This is a genomic window from Streptomyces sp. S3(2020), from assembly GCF_013044505.1.
Classification (GTDB): domain Bacteria; phylum Actinomycetota; class Actinomycetes; order Streptomycetales; family Streptomycetaceae; genus Streptomyces.
Genome location: NZ_JABERD010000041.1, coordinates 22,390 through 42,007 on the forward strand (window position 1 = coordinate 22,390; position 19,618 = coordinate 42,007).

The 19,618-nt window shown below is 69.9% G+C and carries 15 protein-coding genes; 2 read left to right on the forward strand and 13 right to left on the reverse strand.

From position 1 onward, the window contains the following. Positions 1 to 5: 5 nt before the first annotated feature. From HLK59_RS15945 to HLK59_RS15980, 8 genes are all read right to left on the reverse strand, one after another. Positions 6 to 3,371 (reverse strand): condensation domain-containing protein, encoded by a 3,366-nt coding sequence (locus tag HLK59_RS15945; protein WP_171142083.1) that lies wholly within the window; start codon positions 3,369 to 3,371, stop codon positions 6 to 8. A 510-nt stretch (positions 3,372 to 3,881) separates the two neighbouring features. Beyond that, positions 3,882 to 4,835, reverse strand: coding sequence for an aromatase/cyclase (locus tag HLK59_RS15950; protein WP_171142084.1), 954 nt, complete (start codon positions 4,833 to 4,835; stop codon positions 3,882 to 3,884). A 193-nt stretch (positions 4,836 to 5,028) separates the two neighbouring features. Then, a complete protein-coding gene (locus HLK59_RS15955) occupies positions 5,029 to 5,778 on the reverse strand; it encodes a thioesterase (protein WP_171142085.1) in 750 nt (249 codons plus the stop codon). Between the two features lie 452 nt (positions 5,779 to 6,230). Continuing rightward, positions 6,231 to 7,052: an AfsR/SARP family transcriptional regulator gene (locus HLK59_RS15960; RefSeq protein WP_171142086.1), complete on the reverse strand. Its 822-nt coding sequence runs from the start codon at positions 7,050 to 7,052 to the stop codon at positions 6,231 to 6,233. 583 nt (positions 7,053 to 7,635) lie between these two features. Next, on the reverse strand, positions 7,636 to 8,481 hold the full coding sequence (locus HLK59_RS15965; protein ID WP_171142087.1) for an AfsR/SARP family transcriptional regulator: 846 nt from the start codon (positions 8,479 to 8,481) through the stop codon (positions 7,636 to 7,638). A 290-nt stretch (positions 8,482 to 8,771) separates the two neighbouring features. Beyond that, positions 8,772 to 9,425: a ScbR family autoregulator-binding transcription factor gene (locus tag HLK59_RS15970; protein ID WP_171142088.1), complete on the reverse strand. Its 654-nt coding sequence runs from the start codon at positions 9,423 to 9,425 to the stop codon at positions 8,772 to 8,774. A gap of 73 nt (positions 9,426 to 9,498) precedes the next feature. Beyond that, positions 9,499 to 11,082: an acyl-CoA carboxylase subunit beta gene (locus HLK59_RS15975; RefSeq protein WP_171142107.1), complete on the reverse strand. Its 1,584-nt coding sequence runs from the start codon at positions 11,080 to 11,082 to the stop codon at positions 9,499 to 9,501. A gap of 129 nt (positions 11,083 to 11,211) precedes the next feature. Next, positions 11,212 to 11,400, reverse strand: a complete 189-nt coding sequence (locus HLK59_RS15980) for an acyl-CoA carboxylase epsilon subunit (RefSeq protein WP_206327180.1) — start codon at positions 11,398 to 11,400, stop codon at positions 11,212 to 11,214. A gap of 334 nt (positions 11,401 to 11,734) precedes the next feature. Between HLK59_RS15980 and HLK59_RS15985 the strand changes: the two genes are divergently transcribed. Then, positions 11,735 to 12,712: a ScbA/BarX family gamma-butyrolactone biosynthesis protein gene (locus HLK59_RS15985; protein WP_171142089.1), complete on the forward strand. Its 978-nt coding sequence runs from the start codon at positions 11,735 to 11,737 to the stop codon at positions 12,710 to 12,712. Between the two features lie 75 nt (positions 12,713 to 12,787). Here HLK59_RS15985 and HLK59_RS15990 read toward each other — a convergent pair whose 3' ends face one another. Next, complete coding sequence (locus HLK59_RS15990) at positions 12,788 to 13,669, reverse strand: NAD(P)H-binding protein (RefSeq protein ID WP_171142090.1); 882 nt, start codon at positions 13,667 to 13,669, stop codon at positions 12,788 to 12,790. 208 nt (positions 13,670 to 13,877) lie between these two features. On the opposite strand from HLK59_RS15990, the gene HLK59_RS15995 reads away from it, so the two are divergent. Then, the gene (locus HLK59_RS15995; protein WP_171142091.1) at positions 13,878 to 14,546 is read left to right on the forward strand and encodes a ScbR family autoregulator-binding transcription factor; all 669 of its coding nucleotides are present in this window, start codon (positions 13,878 to 13,880) and stop codon (positions 14,544 to 14,546) included. Here HLK59_RS15995 and HLK59_RS16000 read toward each other — a convergent pair. The 4 genes from HLK59_RS16000 to HLK59_RS16015 form a co-directional block, all read right to left on the reverse strand. Beyond that, positions 14,539 to 16,071, reverse strand: coding sequence for an FAD-dependent monooxygenase (locus tag HLK59_RS16000; protein WP_171142092.1), 1,533 nt, complete (start codon positions 16,069 to 16,071; stop codon positions 14,539 to 14,541). The genes HLK59_RS15995 and HLK59_RS16000 overlap by 8 nt on opposite strands. Before the next feature lie 247 nt (positions 16,072 to 16,318). Then, positions 16,319 to 16,720: a DUF6009 family protein gene (locus HLK59_RS16005; RefSeq protein WP_171142093.1), complete on the reverse strand. Its 402-nt coding sequence runs from the start codon at positions 16,718 to 16,720 to the stop codon at positions 16,319 to 16,321. Then, a complete protein-coding gene (locus HLK59_RS16010) occupies positions 16,717 to 18,222 on the reverse strand; it encodes a phage/plasmid primase, P4 family (RefSeq protein WP_171142094.1) in 1,506 nt (501 codons plus the stop codon). The genes HLK59_RS16005 and HLK59_RS16010 overlap by 4 nt, the downstream gene beginning before the upstream one ends. Further along, entirely contained in the window at positions 18,219 to 19,265 is a 1,047-nt protein-coding gene (locus HLK59_RS16015) for a bifunctional DNA primase/polymerase (protein WP_346779738.1), read from the reverse strand. The genes HLK59_RS16010 and HLK59_RS16015 overlap by 4 nt, the downstream gene beginning before the upstream one ends. Positions 19,266 to 19,618 lie beyond the last annotated feature (353 nt).

Sequence of the window (19,618 nt, forward strand, 5' to 3'; positions counted from 1 at the left end):
CGGCCTCAGGTGTCCGCCGCGGTGGCCTCCTCGATGGCCCGGGCGAGATCGCGGGCCCGGTCCTCCTCGTCCGCGTACGCGCCGGCGAGCACCACTCGGGGCGGACGGCCGCCGTCCGCGCCGATCCGCCGGGCGAGGTCGCAGGCGAGGGCGCCGGCGCCGGAGAAGCCGCCGAGGAGCAGCGACCGGCCGGTGCCGTGTGCGGCCAGCGCGGGCCGGGCGCGGTCGGCGTCGCCGGTGAGCACGAGCAGTTCCTGGGGGCCAGCGTAGGTGTGGGCCAGCAGGTCGTAGCAGGTCGCGGGGGCGCCCGGCGGCGGGACCAGGCAGATGGTGCCCGCCTGCTCCTGGTCCGCCGCGCGCAGGGTGAGCAGCGGGTCGCCGTCCGCCCCGGAGACCTCGGCCATGCTCGGTACGGCCCTGCCCTCCAGCAGCTTCACGGCGTCCGCGACGGTGGTGGACTCGCCCGCCCACAGGGGGAGTTCGCGCAGCAGCAGGGCACTTTGCATCAGCAGTTCGGCAGCCGCTTCGTCGCCGAGCACATCACGGTCGTACACCCCCGTCAGGACCAGGCCGCCCGCACTGTCGTGGTGGGCGAGCAGCCCGATGGGCAGCACCGAGCGGGCGGGTACGGCGCCGGAGAACTCGGCACGGATGCCCTGCGCGGCGAGTTCGCCCTCCAGTCCTTCCACCGGGTGCGGCGGGTCCTCGAAGACGATGACGGTGGCGGCGGGGTCGGTGCCCGTGCCGCGTCGGCCCGGGGGCCTGATCCAGTCGGCGGGCACCCATTCGTAGGCGGCCATGTCCAGGGTGTGGTCGCGCAGTTGCCGCATCAGGTGGGGCAGGGTGCCCGCCGGGTCCACCTCGACGGACATGGGCAGTGAGTTGCGCAGCGGGCCCAGCATCCGGGCCACGCCGTCGAGCGGGATGCCGCGTCCCGGGGCGGTGACCGCGAAACAGACCGGGGCCGGGCCGGCGGCACCGGAGGCACGGTGGATCAGCATGGCCCAGACGGCCTGGAGCACGCTGCTCTCCGCGATGCCCCACATGCCTGCCCAGCGTGCGAGACGGATGGTTTCTGCAGAGTCCAGGCGCAGCCGCGAGCGGCCCACTCCGGTCAGCCCGGTGGCTCCGCCGGGCCGGGCCGGCCGTGACGCCGCGTCGGCGGGCAGTACGGAACGCGCCCAGAACCCCCGTACGGGCTCCAGGTCCTGGGCCGCGATCCAGGCGGTGTAGTCACGCAGGTCGGGCCGGCGCTCGCCGCCGGGCAGGGAGCCGCCCGCGAGGTAGGCCCGGTGGAACTCGCGCAGCAGGATGTGCGCGCTCCAGGTGTCGAGCAGGGCCCGGTGGTAGGTGAGCACGATCCGGGTGGGCGAGGCGGCGCCCTCGAGCGGGCTGCCCTCCGACCCCAGCAGGGTCAGGCGCAGCGGTCCGGGGCAGCGCAGGTCGAAGCCGCGCAGCCGGTCGCGCTCCAGCAGGGCGGACAGTTCGCCGTCGTCACCGCGCCGGACCCGGACGGTGATCTCGGGAGAGACCCGGCTGTGCACCATGAGCTGTGGTTCGGGGCCGCCGGTGAACGCGGTGCGCAGCACCGTCTCGCAGTCGAAGACCGACTGCCATGCCGCGGTGAAGCGTTCGACGTCCAAAGGACCGTGCCAGACCCACACGAGCTGCTCGACGTGCCGGCCGGTGCCGGGCTGTGCGTCGCTCCCCCGGTACAGCGCCGACTGCTGGGGGGTGGCCCGGAAGACGGACGGGATCGGGGCGTTGGCCGCCTCCGCCAGCTCCCCGAGGATCTCGCGCAGCAGGTCGGCGAGAGCGGCCACGGAGGTGTCGGTGATGCCTTCGGCCGGGTCGGGCACCCAGTCCAGGCCGAGGCGCAGCCTGCCGCCGACAACCTGTACTCGGGCTTCGAGACGGTGCGCGGGCCGGCTCGGCGCGCTGCCGGGCACGGGCTGGGCGGAGCCGGGCAGCAGTTCGTCCGGGCCGTGCAGGATCAGACAGGCCGGGGCGGGCGCCAGTTCGCGCAGGGCGTCGCGCAGCAGCGGGTCGGGGTTCCACTCCCGGCAGGCCCCGAATCCGGCGCCGCCCGCGGCCTGTCCGGCGGCGGCCGCCAACGGGCCTGCCACCGCCGCCAGTTGACCGAGGGGGTCGAGGCCCGGGTCGAGGGTGAGATGGACCGGGTGCACATCGGTGAGCCGGCCCACATGGCGCCGCAGGCCCCGATGGCCCGCCCTGGGGTCGCTGCGCACATCGAAGCCGACCTCGTCGACACGCTGCCAGCGGGCGAGGGCCAGGGCGAACGCGCCGGTCAGGACCTGCCCGGCGGTCAGCGCGAGCCGTCGCGCCAGACCCTGGGTGAGGCGCTCGGTCAGGTCCTCGTCCACGGTGAGGTCGATGTGCCGTTCGTGTCCCGGCCCGCTGTCCCACGCCGGCGCCGGGGCGGTGTCGCTCGCGTCTCCGGACCGGGTCACCGCAGCGGAGCTGCGGGCACCGAGGGTGCGGGCCCTGCGGTCGGCGACGAGGGCCCAGTGGCGGACCTCGTCGGGGTCGTGGGCCAGGTCCCGCAGTTCGCCGACCCAGTCGGTCAGCGGGTCGGGCACGCGCCGCGGCCGTACGGGGTTCCCTGCCGCGGCCGCGCCGAGGGCGGTGGTCAGGTCGTCGATCAGGATCCGCCAGGACGCGGCGTCCACGGCGAGTTGATGGACGATCACGGCGAGCCGGTCGGCGCGCGGTCCCGCGGTACGGCAGTCCCGGGCGAGCAGGGCCCGCAGCTGGACGCCGTTACCCGCGTCGAGTGTGTCGCTGATCGAGGCGACGGCCGCGGCGAAGTCGGCCTCGTCGGTGAACTCGCCCTGCGCCAACGGGTCCTGGCCGTCCGCGGCCGTGGCCTGTCCGGTCAGGCGGCCGCCCAATGTGTCGAGGCGGGAGCGCAGTTGAGGGTGGGCGGCCACGACGGTGTGCAGCGCCTCCCGCACCACACCGGCGTCCAGCGGAACGGCCGACTCGATGAACACCGCCTCGTAGCGGTGGCGTGCGGGTCGGGTGAGGACCGCGCACTGGGCGGGGACGAGCGGACGGTCGGTGACGGCCGGCTCGGTGAGGAGGTCGGCGATACGGCCCACCACGGACGCCGCGATCGCGCCGTCGCGCTGGATGAAACGGAGCGTGTGGTGGTCGGGGCCGTGCCGCAGCAGCCGATGCTGCCATCCCGCCCGGCCCGGGTCACCGCAGGCGAGTTCGCCCAGGACGTCTTCCAGCACGGCGGGGTCGAGGGGACCGCGCAACTGAAGGTCCCACGGGGCCGTGTGGGGAGGGGGCCCGGGGTCGACGACCACGGAGACCGCCGCGTGGGAGGAACGGGAAAGAGTCATGCGTGTCCGGGGACGTGCGGTCCGCTGCGACCGGCGCGGTCCCCTCCCTCCTCTCCTCTGTAGGCGCTGGCTGAGCTGCGACGCCCGGCCCCTGCGGGGACCGTGCCGCCGTGCCGGTGGGCGATGTGCCGAGTCCGGCCCTGGAGGCGTCCTGGACGGTTCGCGTCCGGTGGCGCCGTACAGGGCCGTGGCGAAGACAGGAGAGCGCCCGAGAACGGACGGCCGGCGGGGCGGACGGCCCGCGCGCGTGCCCGATGGAACCAGGCCGGAAGAAGTGGCTGCGACGCCGGTGGCGGGGCATGGGACATCCGGGGGCGCTGCCGCGCTGCCTCGCTCCCATGACGCCTCCTGGTCAGCAGAAATCCACCGCACTCCGATTCAGCACGCTAACGGCGGCGGCCGCTCCCCGTCCGTTTTCCCAAGCGGGTGTGCAGCGGTGCCCAAGCCCGCCAGGGCCCATCCATGAGCGGCACGTCCAAGGACTCCCGTCCGCCCCGTCCGGTGCCGCCGTCACAGCATGCGGACGGCGGTCTCCGCATGCTGCTTGGCATGGGCGAGCAGCACCCGGCTGTTGCGGCCGATCGCCTCGCGCACATGCCGGCGGGCGTGTTCCAGGCTCGCCTGCTCGCCGAGTTCGGCGGCGATGTTCTCCTCACGCAGGACGACGGTGTGCTGGGCGATGACGGTCACGCCCCGCTCCTCGGGGACGACGGACCATTCGCCGGTGTGTGCCTGGAGCAGGGCGGGGGGCGTGGTCTGCTTGTGGATGATGCGCTCCGCGTGCGGGAAGCAGATCCGTACCGAGTCGGTGGTGTGCGTGCCGTACTCGGTCAGCGTCTCCATGCTCATGCGCTGCACTCCGGGCTCGTCCTCGGTGAGGTCGACCCGGGTGACGTGCGGGACCATGTCCGGCCAGTCACCGGCCCGGTACAGGAAGTCGTAGACCAGTTCGGCCGGACCGTTGACGTGTACCGACTCCTCGAAGGTCAGGACCAGTTCGTCCAGGCGCTCCCAGCGCTCGGCGACCGCCTTCAGGCCGGCGAGCTGGCTGCGGCTGTGCCCGTCGGCGGCCCGCTCCGCCCACGCCAGGTCGGCGGGCAGGTCGTCGACGACACTGAAGTCGTAGAGCAGCTCGAGTTCGCTGCTGTCAGGTCCTTCGGGGCGTACGTTGACGATGCCGCCCAGCGAGCTCAACGGCGACGCGGGGAGTTCCTGCCGGAACTCCACCCGGCGGTTCACCGGGTCCAGGTGCCGCCACGAGGTCCATGACTTCAGCTGGCCGTCCATGAAACACCATGTGCGCAGCCGCTCCCGTTCCCCGTCGAACTCCAGGCGTTCCACATGAACGCTCGGGGAGAAATAGAGCGGCCAGTTCACCGCGTCGGCGAAGAGTGCGTAGACCACACCGGCGGGTGCGGACACATGCACCTTGTGCGTCGTCTTCTCGGCGACCTCAACAGACATCTGAACACCTCTCCTACATTGCGCCGACGGGTACGCGAACAGAATTCAGACGGCCGGATGAAAACCGCTGAAGAACGAGCGGAAAGCAGATCGAAAAGCGCTGGTCCCGTCAGCCGTCGACTGCCGCGTCGCACAAGGATCCAGGGGCGCGGAGGCAGTCGTGTGCCTGCACCGGGTTGGCGGCGGTACGGGTTCAGCCGACGGGCACGCTCTGCCGGGCGAGGCGGCCGGTGACGCGGCCGGCCCGGCCCAGGAGCCTGGGCAGTTCACGGCCCCGTCCGAAGAAGTGGTGGCCGGGGACGGTACGCAGCCAGGTGGGTCCTTGGGTCCACTGCCGCCAGCCGTCGGCGATCGTGGGCGGTGCCAGCGGGTTCTCCCGCGAGGCGACCACGAGTACGGGGGTGGTGAGCGGTCCCGCGGACGAGGGTTTGCGAGCCGCTTCCTCCAGGGACTGGGCGAGTTCCAGGTCGGCGCGGAGCACCGGCAGCATGGCCCGCAGCCAGATCCCTTCGTCGCTCTGCGCGGGCACGGCGCCCTTGCCGCCCAGGACATGCAGGAGTTCGGCGTCCGAAGCCCCGCGGGCGTCGGGCAGTTCGGAGGGAGTGTCGGGTGGCGGGCAGGCGCCGACGGCGAGAAGTGCGGGGCCGGGCAGCCCGGCCTCGTGCAGGGCGCGCGTCACGGTGAAGGCGACCATCGCGCCGAGACCGTGCCCGTACAGGATGTACGGGTCGGGGTGCGGGTCGGCGAACAGGGGCAGCACATCGGCGAGCAGCGCCTCATGGGTGGTCACCCGGGGTGCGGAGCGCCGCCGTTCGCCGCCCGGCAGGGCGACCGGGAGCACGTCGACACCGGGGCCGGTGTTCGCGGCCCAGTGATCGAAGATCGAGAGGCCCCCCTCGGAGTGCGCGAAACAGTGCAGGCGCACCGACGGTCCGTCCGACATGGCATCCTCCTCGCCCGCCGCCCCTGGACACACGGGGCGGGGTTCGAGAATCGCCGGACTACCTCAAAGACCGCTTGAGAGCGGGCAGAGGACGGCTTTCGCCGACTCGGGCACACCGCCGAACGATGCGATCATGGAGAGGACTTCCCGCGCGGGGAGCTCTCGCGGCGGTCCGTCCGTCGTACGACGTTGCAGCGACCGCGTCCGCGGACGGTCTGGCGGACGCCGGGCCGACGCTGTTCCCCCGGCCGGTCCGGCCCCCTGCACTGCACTCCCCACTCCGCCCCGGGGCCGCGTTCCACCTGGCCGGGGCCGATCCGACGGCCCGCCGTCCCCCCGGCGGAGCCCTTCTTCCAGTACCACCGGGACCGCGGGGTCAGGCACGGTTCCGGGAGGAGGCAGTGGTGGAAAACGACCTCTGAGTACGACTCGAGCCCCCGCTCCGGCCGGCCTCAGGCGGCGTAGAGATCGAAGGTCGAGCTGCGCCGGATACCGGCGGACACGTCCAGCTGCGGGTCGACGGCGAGCATCGCCTGGTGCAGCCGCTGCACCTGCGGTGAGGGCTCGACGCCCAGCTCCTCGATGAGCCTGATGCGCAGCTTGCGATAGACCGACAGGGCCGATGCCTGCCGCCCCGACCGGTACAGCGCCACCATGGCCTGCGAGTGCAGCCCCTCGTGCTGCGGGTAGCGCGCCGTCAGTTCGGCGAGTTCCGCGATGAGTTCGGAGTGCCTGCCCAGCCGAAGGTCGGCGTCGATGCGCCTCTCGACGGTGCCCAGCCGGCTCTCCTCCAGGCGCATGACCTCGATGCCGAGGATCGGCCCGACCCGTACGTCGACCAGTGCGGGTCCGCGCCACAGTTCCAGCGCCTTGCGGAAACAGTTGGCCGATGTCTCGTCGTCCCCGGACTCGAACGCCGACCGTCCTTCGGTGACCATGCGTTCGTACTCGTGGACGTCGACGCTCTCGGGGGATATCTGCAGCAGATAGCCTCCGTGCCGGGTGGCGAGCACCTCCTTGGCCGCGCCGGGGGCGTCGGGTCCCATCGCGGTGCCCAGGCGCCGGCGCAGTTGCAGGATGTAGGTCTGCAGAGTGGTGAGCGCGCTCTGCGGCGGTTCCGTTCCCCAGATTTCTTCCATGAGCATGGGGACAGGCATGACCCGTCCGGGGTAGAGAGCGAGCAGGGAAAGAATCTGCCGCGGCTTACCGGCCGTCGGGACAATCGACCCCCCGTTGACCTCGGCACTCAACGGACCCAGAACTTGAATCTTCACTGCTTTCCTCCGTACCTCGTCGAGTTCCTCTCGTGGCTGAATTCCGTCACCGTCAGCACACTAGCCGGATTCGCGCCACACCCGACTTTCCTCAACCAGGGCTTGAGAGCGTTTCAACTGAAGGCCGCAGTCCGGAAATTGATCCACTCAAGGGCATGTGAACGACGGCTGGAAAAAGCCCGCCGCACTATCACAGAACACCCCGTCGGGTTACCTTTTCCATTGAGTTCCATTGAATTCTGTTGCAGTGAAACCGAATTGCGGAATGCACGGCACCGTTTGACGGACCGGCCGTATCGGCCCGATGTCGCCCCTCCCCCGGCATCGGGCCGCAGGCATGCGGGGGAGAGGGCACCACGAGGAAGGCAGACCGCTGCGGGCCGGAGCCGGCCACGGATGACGGCGGCGGCGACTGGCCGGCGGACGGTGAGGAACACCGTCCCGTTGCGGAACATGCCCAGCGGCATCAGCGGCTCCACGCATCGCGCCGCACGGTCCGGGCCCGCACATGCCGCTTCCCAAGGCGTCGGCGAACCGGACGGACCGGCTGCGCGGAAGCCCTGGGAAAGGGGGGCGGTCACACTCAGCTCGTGGGAACGAGGCGCTCCTTGGCGGTCTTGGGTGCCGCCGTCACGGTCTCGGGGTTGGCCGTGAGGATGGAGCGCTGCAGGCGCCGCAGCCCCGCCGACGGCTCCAGACCGAGGTCCCGGACGAGCGTGGCGCGCAGCCGCTGGTAGACCTCCAGGGCCTCTCCCCGCCGCCCGGACCGGTACAGCGCGAGCATGAACTGGCCGTGCAGACTCTCATGGGTGCGGTAACGATTCACCAGAACGGTCAGCTCGGACAGCAGCTCGCGGTGGCGCCCCAGCCGCAGATCGGCCTCTATGCGCTGGTCGAGCGCGCACAGCCGGCTCTCCTCAAGACGCTTGATCTCCATGTCCAGCTGCGCCCCGGCCTGGACGTCCGCGAAGGCGGTCCCCGACCACAGCATCAGCGCTTCCCTCAACTGCCGTGCGGCACCGGGGAAGTCACCCGCGTCCATGGCCCGGTAGCCCACACCCGCGAGGCGCTCGAACATACGCACATCGCTCTCGCCGCCGCCGCTGGCCAGCAGGTAGCCGCTGGGCATCGTCACCAGCACGTCCTTGGCGGTACGCCGCCTGCTCTCCCCCTCGCCAGCGTCCTGCTCGTCCTTCTCCACGGCCACGGCGATGAGTTCACGCAGCTGGAGGACGTACGTCTGAAGGGTGGTGCGGGCGCTGCGCGGCGGCGTGGTGCCCCACAGCTCCTCGATGAGTGCGGAGACGGGCACCACCCGGTCGGCGTGCAGGGCCAGCAGTGCCAGCACCTGCCGCGGCTTGGGAGCCGTCGGCGTGATGGAGATTCCGTTCTCCTGTACGGCCAATGCGCCGAGTACCTCGATGTCCACGCGATCTCCCCTGTCTTGTGCCCGAGTGCTCCGGTCGGTCCGCGGCCGTCAACAGTTGTCAGTCCGGCGCCATGGCAAGAGTAAAAACAGCACGAGCGGTCTGTCAATACCAAACCGCATATCCTGTATTTTCTTAGCGGACACGTAGGGTCTACAGGCCTCTGAACAGCATCTATTGGAGATCTCTAGCGGGAATCAAGGTGTCCTGGAGTCATCCTCCAGGGAACAACCGGGCGATGGAGACGGGGATCGATCAGTAAACAGACCTTACGGTCTGTTCAGATTCGAGGTCAGCCCGAGGGGCGCTCCGTCGAGGAGACGGCAGCCGACGGCCGCGAGCCGGAGCTCACCAGCCGGTCCAGGTCCTGCCGGCCGGCGAGCCGCGGCAGGAGCACCTCCCAGAAGCGGGTGACGTTCTGCCGCGACAGCCAGGAGTTGTCATCGCCGCCGAGGACCTCGAAGCCCGCGGTCGCGGCGACGATGACGCGAGCACTGTCCGCCCAGGACACCCCTTCCGCCAGAGCGCCGTTGCGCTCGGCCCGGCGCAGGCTGTCCTCGACCCAGTGCTGCCACTGCGTGCGCAGAGAGGACTCCCCCCGCCGTGTGCTGTCGCCCGCGAGTTCGAAGCCGCCGCGGACCACGGTGTCGTGGGCGAGGCTGCGCATCAACTCGTGGGTGGCGTCCACCACCGCCTGCAACGAGTCGCCCTGCCAGGCCCGTGCCGCCTCGGTGATCCGGCCGACGGCCTTGGCGGCCTCCGCCTCCACCGCGTCGGCGAGCATGCCCTTGTTGGCGAAGTGGAAGTGCAGCGCACCGTTGCTGACACCGGCCCGCTTGCTGATGGTGCTCAACGACGCGGTGACGAAGCCCTCCTCGGCGAACACCTCGGCCGCGGCCTGGATCAGTGCCTGCCGGGTGCGGGCCGCTCGCTCCTGTTTGACCATGTGCTGTCTCCTGAGAACAGGGACGTCGAAGGCCGGCACCGCACCGACATCCCAAGTCCCTCGGAACGTACTGCTACTGCGGGGGGTTGCCGTGCTTGCGCGACGGCAGGTCGGCATGCTTCCTGCGGAGCATGGCCAGGGAGCGGATGAGGACCTCGCGGGTGCGGGCCGGGTCGATCACGTCGTCCACCAGGCCGCGCTCGGCCGCGTAGTACGGGTGCATGAGCTCGGCCTTGTACTCCTTGACCATCTTCTGCCGCATGGCCTCGGGGTCCTCGGCCTCGGCTATCTGCCGACGGAAGATGACGTTGGCGGCGCCCTCGGCGCCCATCACGGCGATCTCGTTCGTCGGCCACGCGTAGGTCAGGTCGGCGCCGATGGACTGGGAGTCCATGACGATGTACGCGCCGCCGTAGGCCTTGCGCAGCACCAGCGAGACCCGTGGCACGGTCGCGTTGCAGTAGGCGTACAGCAGCTTCGCGCCGTGCCGGATGATCCCGCCGTGCTCCTGGTCGACACCCGGGAGGAAGCCGGGGACGTCCAGGAAGGTCATGATCGGAATATTGAAGGCATCGCACATCTGCACGAACCGTGCGGCCTTCTCGCTGGCCTCGATGTCCAGGACGCCGGCCAGGGTCTGGGGCTGGTTGGCGACGAACCCGACCGTCTGTCCGTCGAGCCGGGCCAGCGCGCAGATGATGTTCCGCGCCCAGCCCTCGTGGACCTCCAGGTACTCGCCGTCGTCGACGACCTCCTCGATGACCTTGGCCATGTCGTAGGGCCGGTTGCCGTCGGCCGGCACCAGGTCCAGGAGCGCGTCCGAGCGCCGGTCGATGTAGTCGGCGCCGCGCACCCTCGGCGGGGCCTCCCGGTTGTTCTGCGGCAGCAACGACAGCAGGAAGCGCACCTCGGCGATGCAGGTCTCCTCGTCGTCGTACGCGAAATGGCACACGCCCGAGGTCTCGGCGTGCACGTCCGCGCCGCCCAGCCCGTTCTGCGTGATCTCCTCGCCCGTCACGGCCTTGACGACGTCCGGGCCGGTGATGAACATCTGCGAGGTCTCACGGACCATGAACACGAAGTCCGTCAGCGCCGGACTGTAGGCCGCACCGCCCGCGCACGGACCCAGCATCACCGAGATCTGCGGGATCACCCCGGACGCCTTGGTGTTGCGCTGGAAGATGCCGCCGTACCCGGCGAGCGCCGAGACGCCCTCCTGGATACGGGCGCCCGCACCGTCGTTCAGCGACACCAGCGGAGCCCCGGTAGCGATGGCCATGTCCATGATCTTGTGGATCTTGGTGGCGTGGGCCTCGCCCAGCGCGCCGCCGAAGATCCGGAAGTCGTGCGCGTACACGAAGACGGTACGTCCATCGACCGTGCCCCAGCCGGTGATCACACCGTCCGTGTAGGGCTTCTTCACCTCCAGCCCGAAACCGCTTGCCCGGTGCCGGCGCAGTTGCTCGACCTCCTGGAAGGAACCCGGGTCGAGGAGCAGCTCGATGCGCTCCCGGGCGGTCAGCTTGCCCTTGGCGTGCTGCGCCTCGGTCGCCTGCCGACCGGGGCCGGCCAGCGCCAGTTCGCGGATGCTGTCCAGCTCCGCCACGCGCCCGCGGATATCGGCGGGCCCCGGTTCTGTCGAAGCCCGACTCGTCATAGCCATGTCAGGTGCCTTCCTGGGACAAGGCCGAGGAGGTCCCGCCCCGGGTCCGTGAAGCCATCATAACAAACCGCACGTGCGGTATCTGGTTGAGGAGTGAAGGAACTGAGAAGACACGCCTCTCCATCAGCGCCAGCTCTCGGGCGCCGCATAGCTGTCCGGCTCCCGCCACCAGCGGTTTTCGGCCGCCGACGGTTCCTCGGACGCCTCTTCCGTGCCCGCCTTCAGGGCGAGCAGTACCGCGACCACGGCAGCCAGTTCTGCCTCGTCTGGCCGCCCTCGCTCCACCCTGATCAGGGCTTCTGCCGTCCCCATGCGTCCGATCCCCCTTTATGTCGGGCCTGGAGACACGGTCGGGGAAGCCACTCAAGGACGGCTTTGACCTCGCTTGAGGTAGGGGGGCGGGCCACATCCCATGTGCACCGGACAGCAGCAGGTGCCACATGCATAAGTGACTGCGGACGACCTGCGGGGGCGGAGTCGAACCCGAGGTCACCGAATGATCATCTACACATTTAGGAACGCATCGTTCCATTTATCGGTGGCTGGAGGGTGGCATTCCTTCTGGAAATTAAACCGGATGGTATGTATCTTCGCTCTCCTGAGGGATCCACCACTCACATTCAAGTCAAAGCGGCCAGGGGGGACTATGTCTGCGAGCACGTTCCGCATGTACCGCGCGATACCGGGCGCGGCACTCAAGGACAGCGACACGAAGAACGGTGCCCTGCTCTTCCCGTCCCTGACCACCACCGTTCCCAAGGAACTGGTGCACCGGGCGAGCATCGCCGAGGTCATGCTGACCGACTGGATGCGTGTAAGCGACGATCACTTCACCATCGACGCGCAGTGGCCTCGTGCCCACAGCTTCTTCACCGCCGTGGACGGCTGCCACGACCCGCTGATCGTGGCGGAGACGATCCGACAGGCCGGCATCCTCCTGGCGCACGCGGAGTTCAGCGTCCCCCTCGACCACCAGTTCCTCATGTGGGACCTGGCGGTCACCGTGGACCCGGCGAACCTCCGCGTCGCCAGCACTCCGAGCTCGGTCAGCCTGGAGATCTTCTGCAAGGACATCAAGTACCGCCGCAACGAGCTGGCGGGCTTCCACTACGACGTGGTGATCCGCCTCGACGATCAGATCGCGGCAACGGGAGGCGCGACCTTCTCCTGTGCTTCGGGCAAGGTCTACGAACGACTGCGCGGCGACCGCCGTGAGAAGCTCCAGCGGCAGCTCCCGCTCACCGCCCCGACAGCACCTCAGGACGTCGGCCGTGTCTCCCCCATGGATGTGGTGCTGTCCCCCATCGGAGAGCCGAACCGCTGGCAGCTCAGGCTGGACACCCGCCACCCCGTCCTCTTCGATCACCCCGTCGACCACGTGCCCGGCATGGTGCTCCTCGAAGCCGCCCGCCAGGCCGCGGTGGAGGCCCTGGGGCATTCCCTGCCGATCGCCATCACCAGCGAGTTCCAGCGGTACGTCGAGCTGGACGCGCCCTGTGTCATCGAGGTGTGCCGTGTTGCCGGGACACACGCGGACGGCGGCGGGAGCGTGCTCGTGACCGGACGGCAGTACGACGAGACCGTGTTCAGGTCCACCGTGACCATGGCCCCGACACCCGCGTGACCCGCACCTCAGCACCGGCCTCCCCCAGAAGATCTGCGGCGTCTGGGGGAGGCCGGTTCCACGTCTGCCGGAGGATCACCGGGTCCGGTGCGCGGCTGCTGGGTGAGGCGCCGCAGGTGCGAACTCCCGGAGATGGTCCTCGGCCCACGCACGGAACGTGCCCGCCGGGCGGCCGGTCAGCATGCGGACCGTGTCGTCCACCCCGGCCTTGGCACCCGATCGCTGGCGTTCCGCACTCTGTAGCAGCGCCTCGGCCACACACGCCGGATAGCGCCTCATCAGCGCGGCGCGGGCCTCGTGCGGAGTCAGCTCCTCGAAACGCAGCGGCACACCGAGCAGCCGACCGAGTTCCTGCGTCTGCCCGACCGCGGTAAGGGCCTCAGGCCCGGTCAGAGAGTAGGCGCGTTGGGCATGCCCCTCCTCCGTCAGCACGCGTACGGCGGCCTCGGCGATGTCCCGCGGATCCACGCAGGCATTGCCCGATGTCCCGTACAGGGCACGGACGGTGCGGACGGAACGGACGGACTGCGCCCAGGAAAGGCAGTTGGACATGAACGCACGAGGACGCAGCAGCGTCCACTCCAGGCCGGAGGCACGCAGTAGTTCCTCGCTGGCGCGCTGCCACCGCGTGATGAGATCGTCGGCCCGTTCGTCGAGGACGGCTGCCGCGGAGAGCTTCACCACCCGTCGCACTCCGGCCATTCGAGCGGCGCGGACGAACGCCGCGTCCTCGTCGCCGGCGACGCGCGTGGTGACAAGGAACGCCGTCCGCACTCCTTCCAGTGCCATGGCCAACGACTGCGGATCCGAGTAGTCCCCGGCGGCCTTCTGGGCCGTCGCGGCCGCCCCCGTGATCTTCGACGGGTCCCTGGCCATGAGGCGAACAGGCAGTTCGGCCGGAAGCCGCCCAACCAAAAGCCGACCCACCGTCCCCGTGCTTCCCGTCACCAGGATCACCGCAAGCCCTCCCCCGTCCGATGAGGCGCCGCACCCTCGACACACCATGATCCACTCACGGCTCTCCGCTTCTCCGGTGCGGTGGTTTTCCGCAATTTATTGAATCTCGTACGGCTGGAAGGAGTGCGCGAGCGCCAACCGACTGTAAGATACAAACTGGGCGGTTTTTTATTGGGTCTCCGGGCTCACCGAACAGAGGAGGCCGAAAGTGGTGAAACAGGACAGGGCGATCCGTACGCGGCGGACGATCCTCACGGCGGCTGCCAAAGTCTTCGAAGAACGCGGTTACCAGGCCGCGACGATCAGCGAGATCCTCAGCGCCGCGGGGGTGACCAAGGGAGCTCTCTACTTCCACTTCCCCTCGAAGGAACACCTGGCGGAAGGGGTGCTCCACGAGCAGGACCAACTGCTTCCCATCCCTGATCGCGCCTGCAAGATCCAGCAGTTCGTGGACACCGTGATGCTGCACTCCTTCCGCCTCCAGACCGATCCCATGGTCCGGGCAGGGGTCCGGCTCTCACTCGACCAGCAGGCGGCGGGGCTCGACAGAAGCGGACCGTTCCTGCGCTGGGCGGAGATCTGCAACGAGCTCCTGGAGAAGGGGCAGGCCCAGGGCGAGCTGCTCCCGCATGTCGTGGCGTCCGAGACCGCCGATGTCATGGTGGGCTGCTTCGCCGGTGTGCAGGCCATGTCCCAGGCCGTCTCCGACCACCAGGACCTCCCGCAGCGGGTGAACGCCTTTCTCAGGCATGTGCTGCCCAGCGTGGTCGTACCCTCCGTCCTCGCCTCCGTGGACCTCACCGAGGGCCGGGGGACCGCGGTCCACACCGAGTTGAAGGCGCTGCACGCCGAACATCAGCCGACGCACCTCAGCTGACCGCTCCGGCGAGAACACCGCGGCTCTCCACCCGCACCCTCCGACCGAAGTACGCCGTCAGAGCCGCAGCAGGCCCATCGCTCCCCGACGCCCAGGCGATGTACCCGTCGGGCCGCACCAGCAGTGCGCCACAGGAGAGTTGGGGTACCGGCTCGGCACGCACCACCCTCAACAGGCCGGCCCACCCACGGGCCTGCTCCTCATAGCCGCCGCTGCCCTGCTCACCGAAGAGCAGCAGCAGCGGCCGCCCCTCACCCAGCAGGCCGATCACATCGGTGTGACCCTGCCGGGTCACCAGGTCTACGTTGGGAAGAAACCTTCCTTCCCATGGTGGGGAGTCCACGCCACGCGTCGGCAGCACGGTGTCCTGGGCGCTGACCATGGACGCCAGCACACCGCTCTCCCCTCCCCTGGCCATCAGTTCCCCGAACAGAGCCCGCAGCGGGTCGAGTTCAGGGCCGGGCCGCATCAGGGCGAGCTGCGCCCGGGTGTTGTCGATGACCCGCTGCGCCGCGGGGCGCCGCTCCTGGTCGTAGGTGTCCAGCAGTCCCGCCCCCGCGATGCCGCGCACGGTGAACGCGAGCTTCCAGCCGAGGTTCACGGCGTCCAGCAGTCCGGTGCTCAGGCCCTGGCCGCCGATCGGGAAGTGCACATGTGCCGCATCCCCCGCCAGGAAGATCCGCCCCTTGCGATAGGCCCCGGCCACCCGGGAGAAGTCGCTGAACCTGCTCAGCCACCTGGGATCCCGCATCGCGATGTCCCACCCGGCGATCCAGGAGACCTCGCGGCCCAACTCCTCCAGCGTGAGCGGCAGATGACGTTCCCGGTGCGCGCCCTCACAGTTGAGGGTCCGCAGCCGGGCCACACCGCCCGCCACGTTCTTCACGACGATCCAGCCGCGCGGTGTGCGATGCCATCCCTCCTCCAGCCTCTCGCCCTCGTCGAAGCGGACGTCGCCCGCCATCGCCGAGATGGTCGCCGGATACGTCCGTGAGGCGAAGCCGGCCTGCTCCCGCACCAGGCTGCGCGCCCCGTCGGCACCCACCAGATACGCGCCCGTGCAGTTCACCCGGCCGCGTGGCCCCTGCGCCATGACGGTCACTCCGCTGGGCCCCTGCCGCACCCCGATCACCCGGTGTCCGCGCAGGATCCGCGCGCCGGCGGCCCGCGCGCGCTGCTCGAAGTGACGTTCCAGCTCGTCCTGCGAGCACTTCAGGATCGGCTCCGGCTCCGCGGCCGGGGCCGAGATGGCCAGTCCCGGGATGCCCGCGAAGTGGAACGCGCTGCTCGTCCATGCCGTGCTGTCGCTCTCCCCGGCGGTCACCAGTCCGTCGAGATGACCGCGCCGGACGAGACACTGCACCGTACGGGCGTGCAGCGTGGTCGCCTTGGGCCGCCGACAGACCTCGGTCCGCGACTCCACGACCACGGTGCGCACCCCCTGCCCGGCCAGCTCGCAGGCGAGGAGCATGCCCACGGGCCCTCCGCCGGAGATCACCACTTGTGCCTGTATGCCACGCACCATCCCTGACCTCCCCCATCATGGATCAGCACATGAGCGAGGAGGCTGGAGCGAACGGGGCGCACGAAGGTTCAGCGGCTTCCCCGTCCGGAACAACTCCCTGTCTCCCCACAGGAGTTGAGTTGCCCAGCTCGCTCATTCGTACGGATGTCGAAAAAATATACCGGGTGGACGGTTCTTTGCAACGCTATTGATGCCACCGACAGTCCTACTTCTCCGCTGTGCGGCGCCCTCTCCCCCACGCTGCCGCTCACAGCGGCAGCGTGATCCCCAGTTCGCGCATCGCCGAGGACGGCGGACCGCCCTCCGACCGCTCGGTCTTGCACCCCTTGCTGCCGGGTGCCAGCGTGCGCGGATCCACCGCCTCGGCGGGAGCACCGGTCGCGTAGAGACCTTCGGGGTCGGTGTCACGGTCGTGCGGAAGCAGCCAGAACACCCGGCGGCGGAAAGTACCCGAGGAACGGGACGGCTTGGCGCCAGAACCCAGCAGCGCATAGCCGACCATGCGTCCGTCGCGGTGGTAGGCGGGCTTGCCGCGGCGCGTCGGCAGCCGGTCCAGGCTCTGGCGTACGTAGTCGAGCGTGTCGATGTCCTCGAGCCAGACGAAGTCGTCCTCATGAACGAGCTCGTCCTCAGCAATGAGGGCGCTCATGCTGTCTCCTCGTCGGCGACCAGTCCGATGCCCGGGTAGTACTTGCGCTGGTTGGACAGGATCATCTCCTTGGGCGACGCCAGTCCCACCACCTCTCGGACCCGTGCCGCGAAGGCCCGGGACGAGATCGCCGGGGCCCCCTCATTCTGACACCACGCCTTATAAACCGCGTAGAGCTGTGCCTGTTCCGCCCTCAGCGCCGGTGCGAGCCGGCAGGACTCGGAGAGGAACCGCCCGGTGTGGTCCTCGGTCTCCGCATACGCCGTGGTGGCGATCCGTACCCGTTCGGGACCGGTGAGGTCCTTCTCGCCGCCCAGGTAGCGACGGGCGCCCAGGATCAGCCAGTTGAGGATTCCGGGACCCTCCTCGGTGACGAGGATGTCGGCCAGGTTGTCGATCTTCCGGTCGTCGGGGACGACCCGCTCGAACGGGATCAGCCGCATACGCCGCCAGAACGCGAAGCCGCCGGTGCCCACTTCGGGCCGGTGGTTGCCCAGCAGCCAGAGCTTGTGGGTGGGTTCGAAGCTGAAGAAGTCCTGGCGCATGCGGCGTGCCTTGATCCGGTCGCCGCCCGTCAGCAGCTTCACCCGGGCCTCGTCGAAGCGGTCCCCCGGCTTGACCTCGCTGCACACGATGACCCGCCGACCGTGCAGTTCGGCCAGGTCGGTGGGATGCCCCTCGTAGGGCCGGGCCATCAGGAAGCCGGGCGGCGCCGCGTCTGCGTAGTCCCCCACCAGCTTCATCAGGACGTCCAGCAGCACCGACTTGCCGTTCTTGCCGGACCCGAACAGGAACGGCATGACCTGCGCGCCGACGTCCCCGGTGATGGAGTACCCGAGCAGCAGATGCAGGAAGTCGATCATCTCCGCGCCCTCGGCCCCGTCGCCGAAGGTGTCCACGAGGAACCGGTCCCAGCGCGGGGTGGGCATCGGCTGGGGGCCCGCGGTGGTGGAACGGGAGTGGAAGTCCTTGTCGGGGTCGGGCGTACGGAGCAGTCCGGTGCGCAGATCGACGATGCCGGCCGGGGTGCACAGCGCGTACGGATCGGCGTCCAGACGGGCCGCGTTCAGCACCATGCCGGGCGCGGACCTGGCCTGCGCGAGCATCGCGTTCATCCCGCTGGTGCTGAGCGCCCGACGGCGGTGCTGCTGGAGTGCCACGGAAGTGAACACGCCCCGCGGATCGTTGCTCGCCAGGGATTCGGCGAGGTCCCCGGCGGCCCACATCACGGTGTCGTCCTCGTCGATCTGCCAACGGGTGCTGTCCCAGCGGAACCAGCCGAGGCCGGGCACGTGCCGGTAGTCGTTGGAGTAGAGCTTGACGAACAGTTTGGCGTTGCCCCGGTCGCTGAGGGTGTCGGGCAGCAGTCCGTCGGCCGTGGCCTCTCCCTGCGCAGGGGCATCCTCCTCAGGACGGCGGGCATGCGGCACGGGCGGCTGGGCGAGGATCTGCGCGGCGACGGCCTGGGCGTCGAAGAGGGTGTCGTCCTGGCGGGACGTCATGCGCGTCCTCCTGGGGACAGCGGGCGCAGCCGGCCGGCGTTCAGACCGCTGCGGATGATGGCCGTGTAGCGGCGCTCCTGGCCCGGCCGGGCATGCTCGGCGGCCTCGCTGAGAACCCGCTCGGCCTCCGTCGCGTCGAGCTGCCCACCGGCCACGAGCCCTCCTGCGGTGTACGCGGCACGGTTCAACTTCTCGGAGAACGCGGCTCCTTCGGCTACGACGGCACAGGCGGCCACCTCTTCGAGGAGCGCGCCCAGTACCCGGCTCACGGCTCCACGGCCGCCGCCCGCGGCCAGCACGGCCTGCCGGGCCCGCGGGGGCACCGGTCTCGGCGCGGGCACGTACGCGGGCGGCAGGTGTCCGGTGCGCTCCAGCTCGCGCGCCAGCCAGTCGGGCAGCGGTGCGGGCTCGCGGGTGTCCCCCACGGCTTCGTACACCCCGGCGTCGGTCACGGTGCCGGGGGCGACGATGTACCCGCCGTGCGCCCGTACGTCGACCTGCCAGGCGAGCGCGCGGCCGCCGGACCCGGTGGAGCACTGCCAGCGCCGCCCGCTGTGCGCCCGGTACCAGACGTGCAGACCGCCCGAGGGGGTTCTCACCCGCAGGGTCGACTCGTCGTCGGCGGGACTGTCGTAGCCGCGCAGGGCTGCCAGCAGACCGATCGTGTGGAAGCCGTTCGCGAGCCCGGTCAGGTCGATCCCCTCAGAAATGCCGATCCCGGGTAACAGCCGGTCCCGTCCGGGGAGTTCGCGCTCATGGGCATCAATGTCGACGACCAGCAGACTGGCGGGCCCACAGGCGATCCCGACACCGAAGCCCGGATGCGCACCCCACCACTGCTCGATGCGAGCGAAGTCGAGCGTGGCGGCATGGAAGCCATGACACCAGCGGCCGGCGGCCGGACAGCCGCAGCCCTTGTGATGGTGCCCGGGCAGGCGGCAGCTCTCACAGTTGCCCGCAGGCGTCTTGCGTCCCGGTGCCAGCGGATGGACGGGCCAGCCCCGGCTGGCACACCACCGGGCCGTCGCCAACGGGCCTGCCACAGGAGCGGACGACCGTGAGTAGCTATGCGAGTTGTGCAGCTCAGAGGCCATTCGCACCCCCCACCAGCGACCGAAGCGACTGAGCGACCGGCACAGCATAGCTAAGGAGGTGGGACCGGAACGTCCCCTGGGGAAACAGATATTCGAGCCAGTTGAGGGGCCAGCGACTCAGGTGGTTTCGGTAGCTGCCCAGTCACCTCGACGAAGCCGCAGGTCAGCGAAGAAGAAGCGATCAAACAGCGACTGAAGCGACTCTGGCTCCCTATATATGAGCCCCACACGCATGCACACGCGCACACGCGAATGTCTCCATATACCCGGACCTTCGGTCGCTTCAGTCGCTGTTCAGCCGA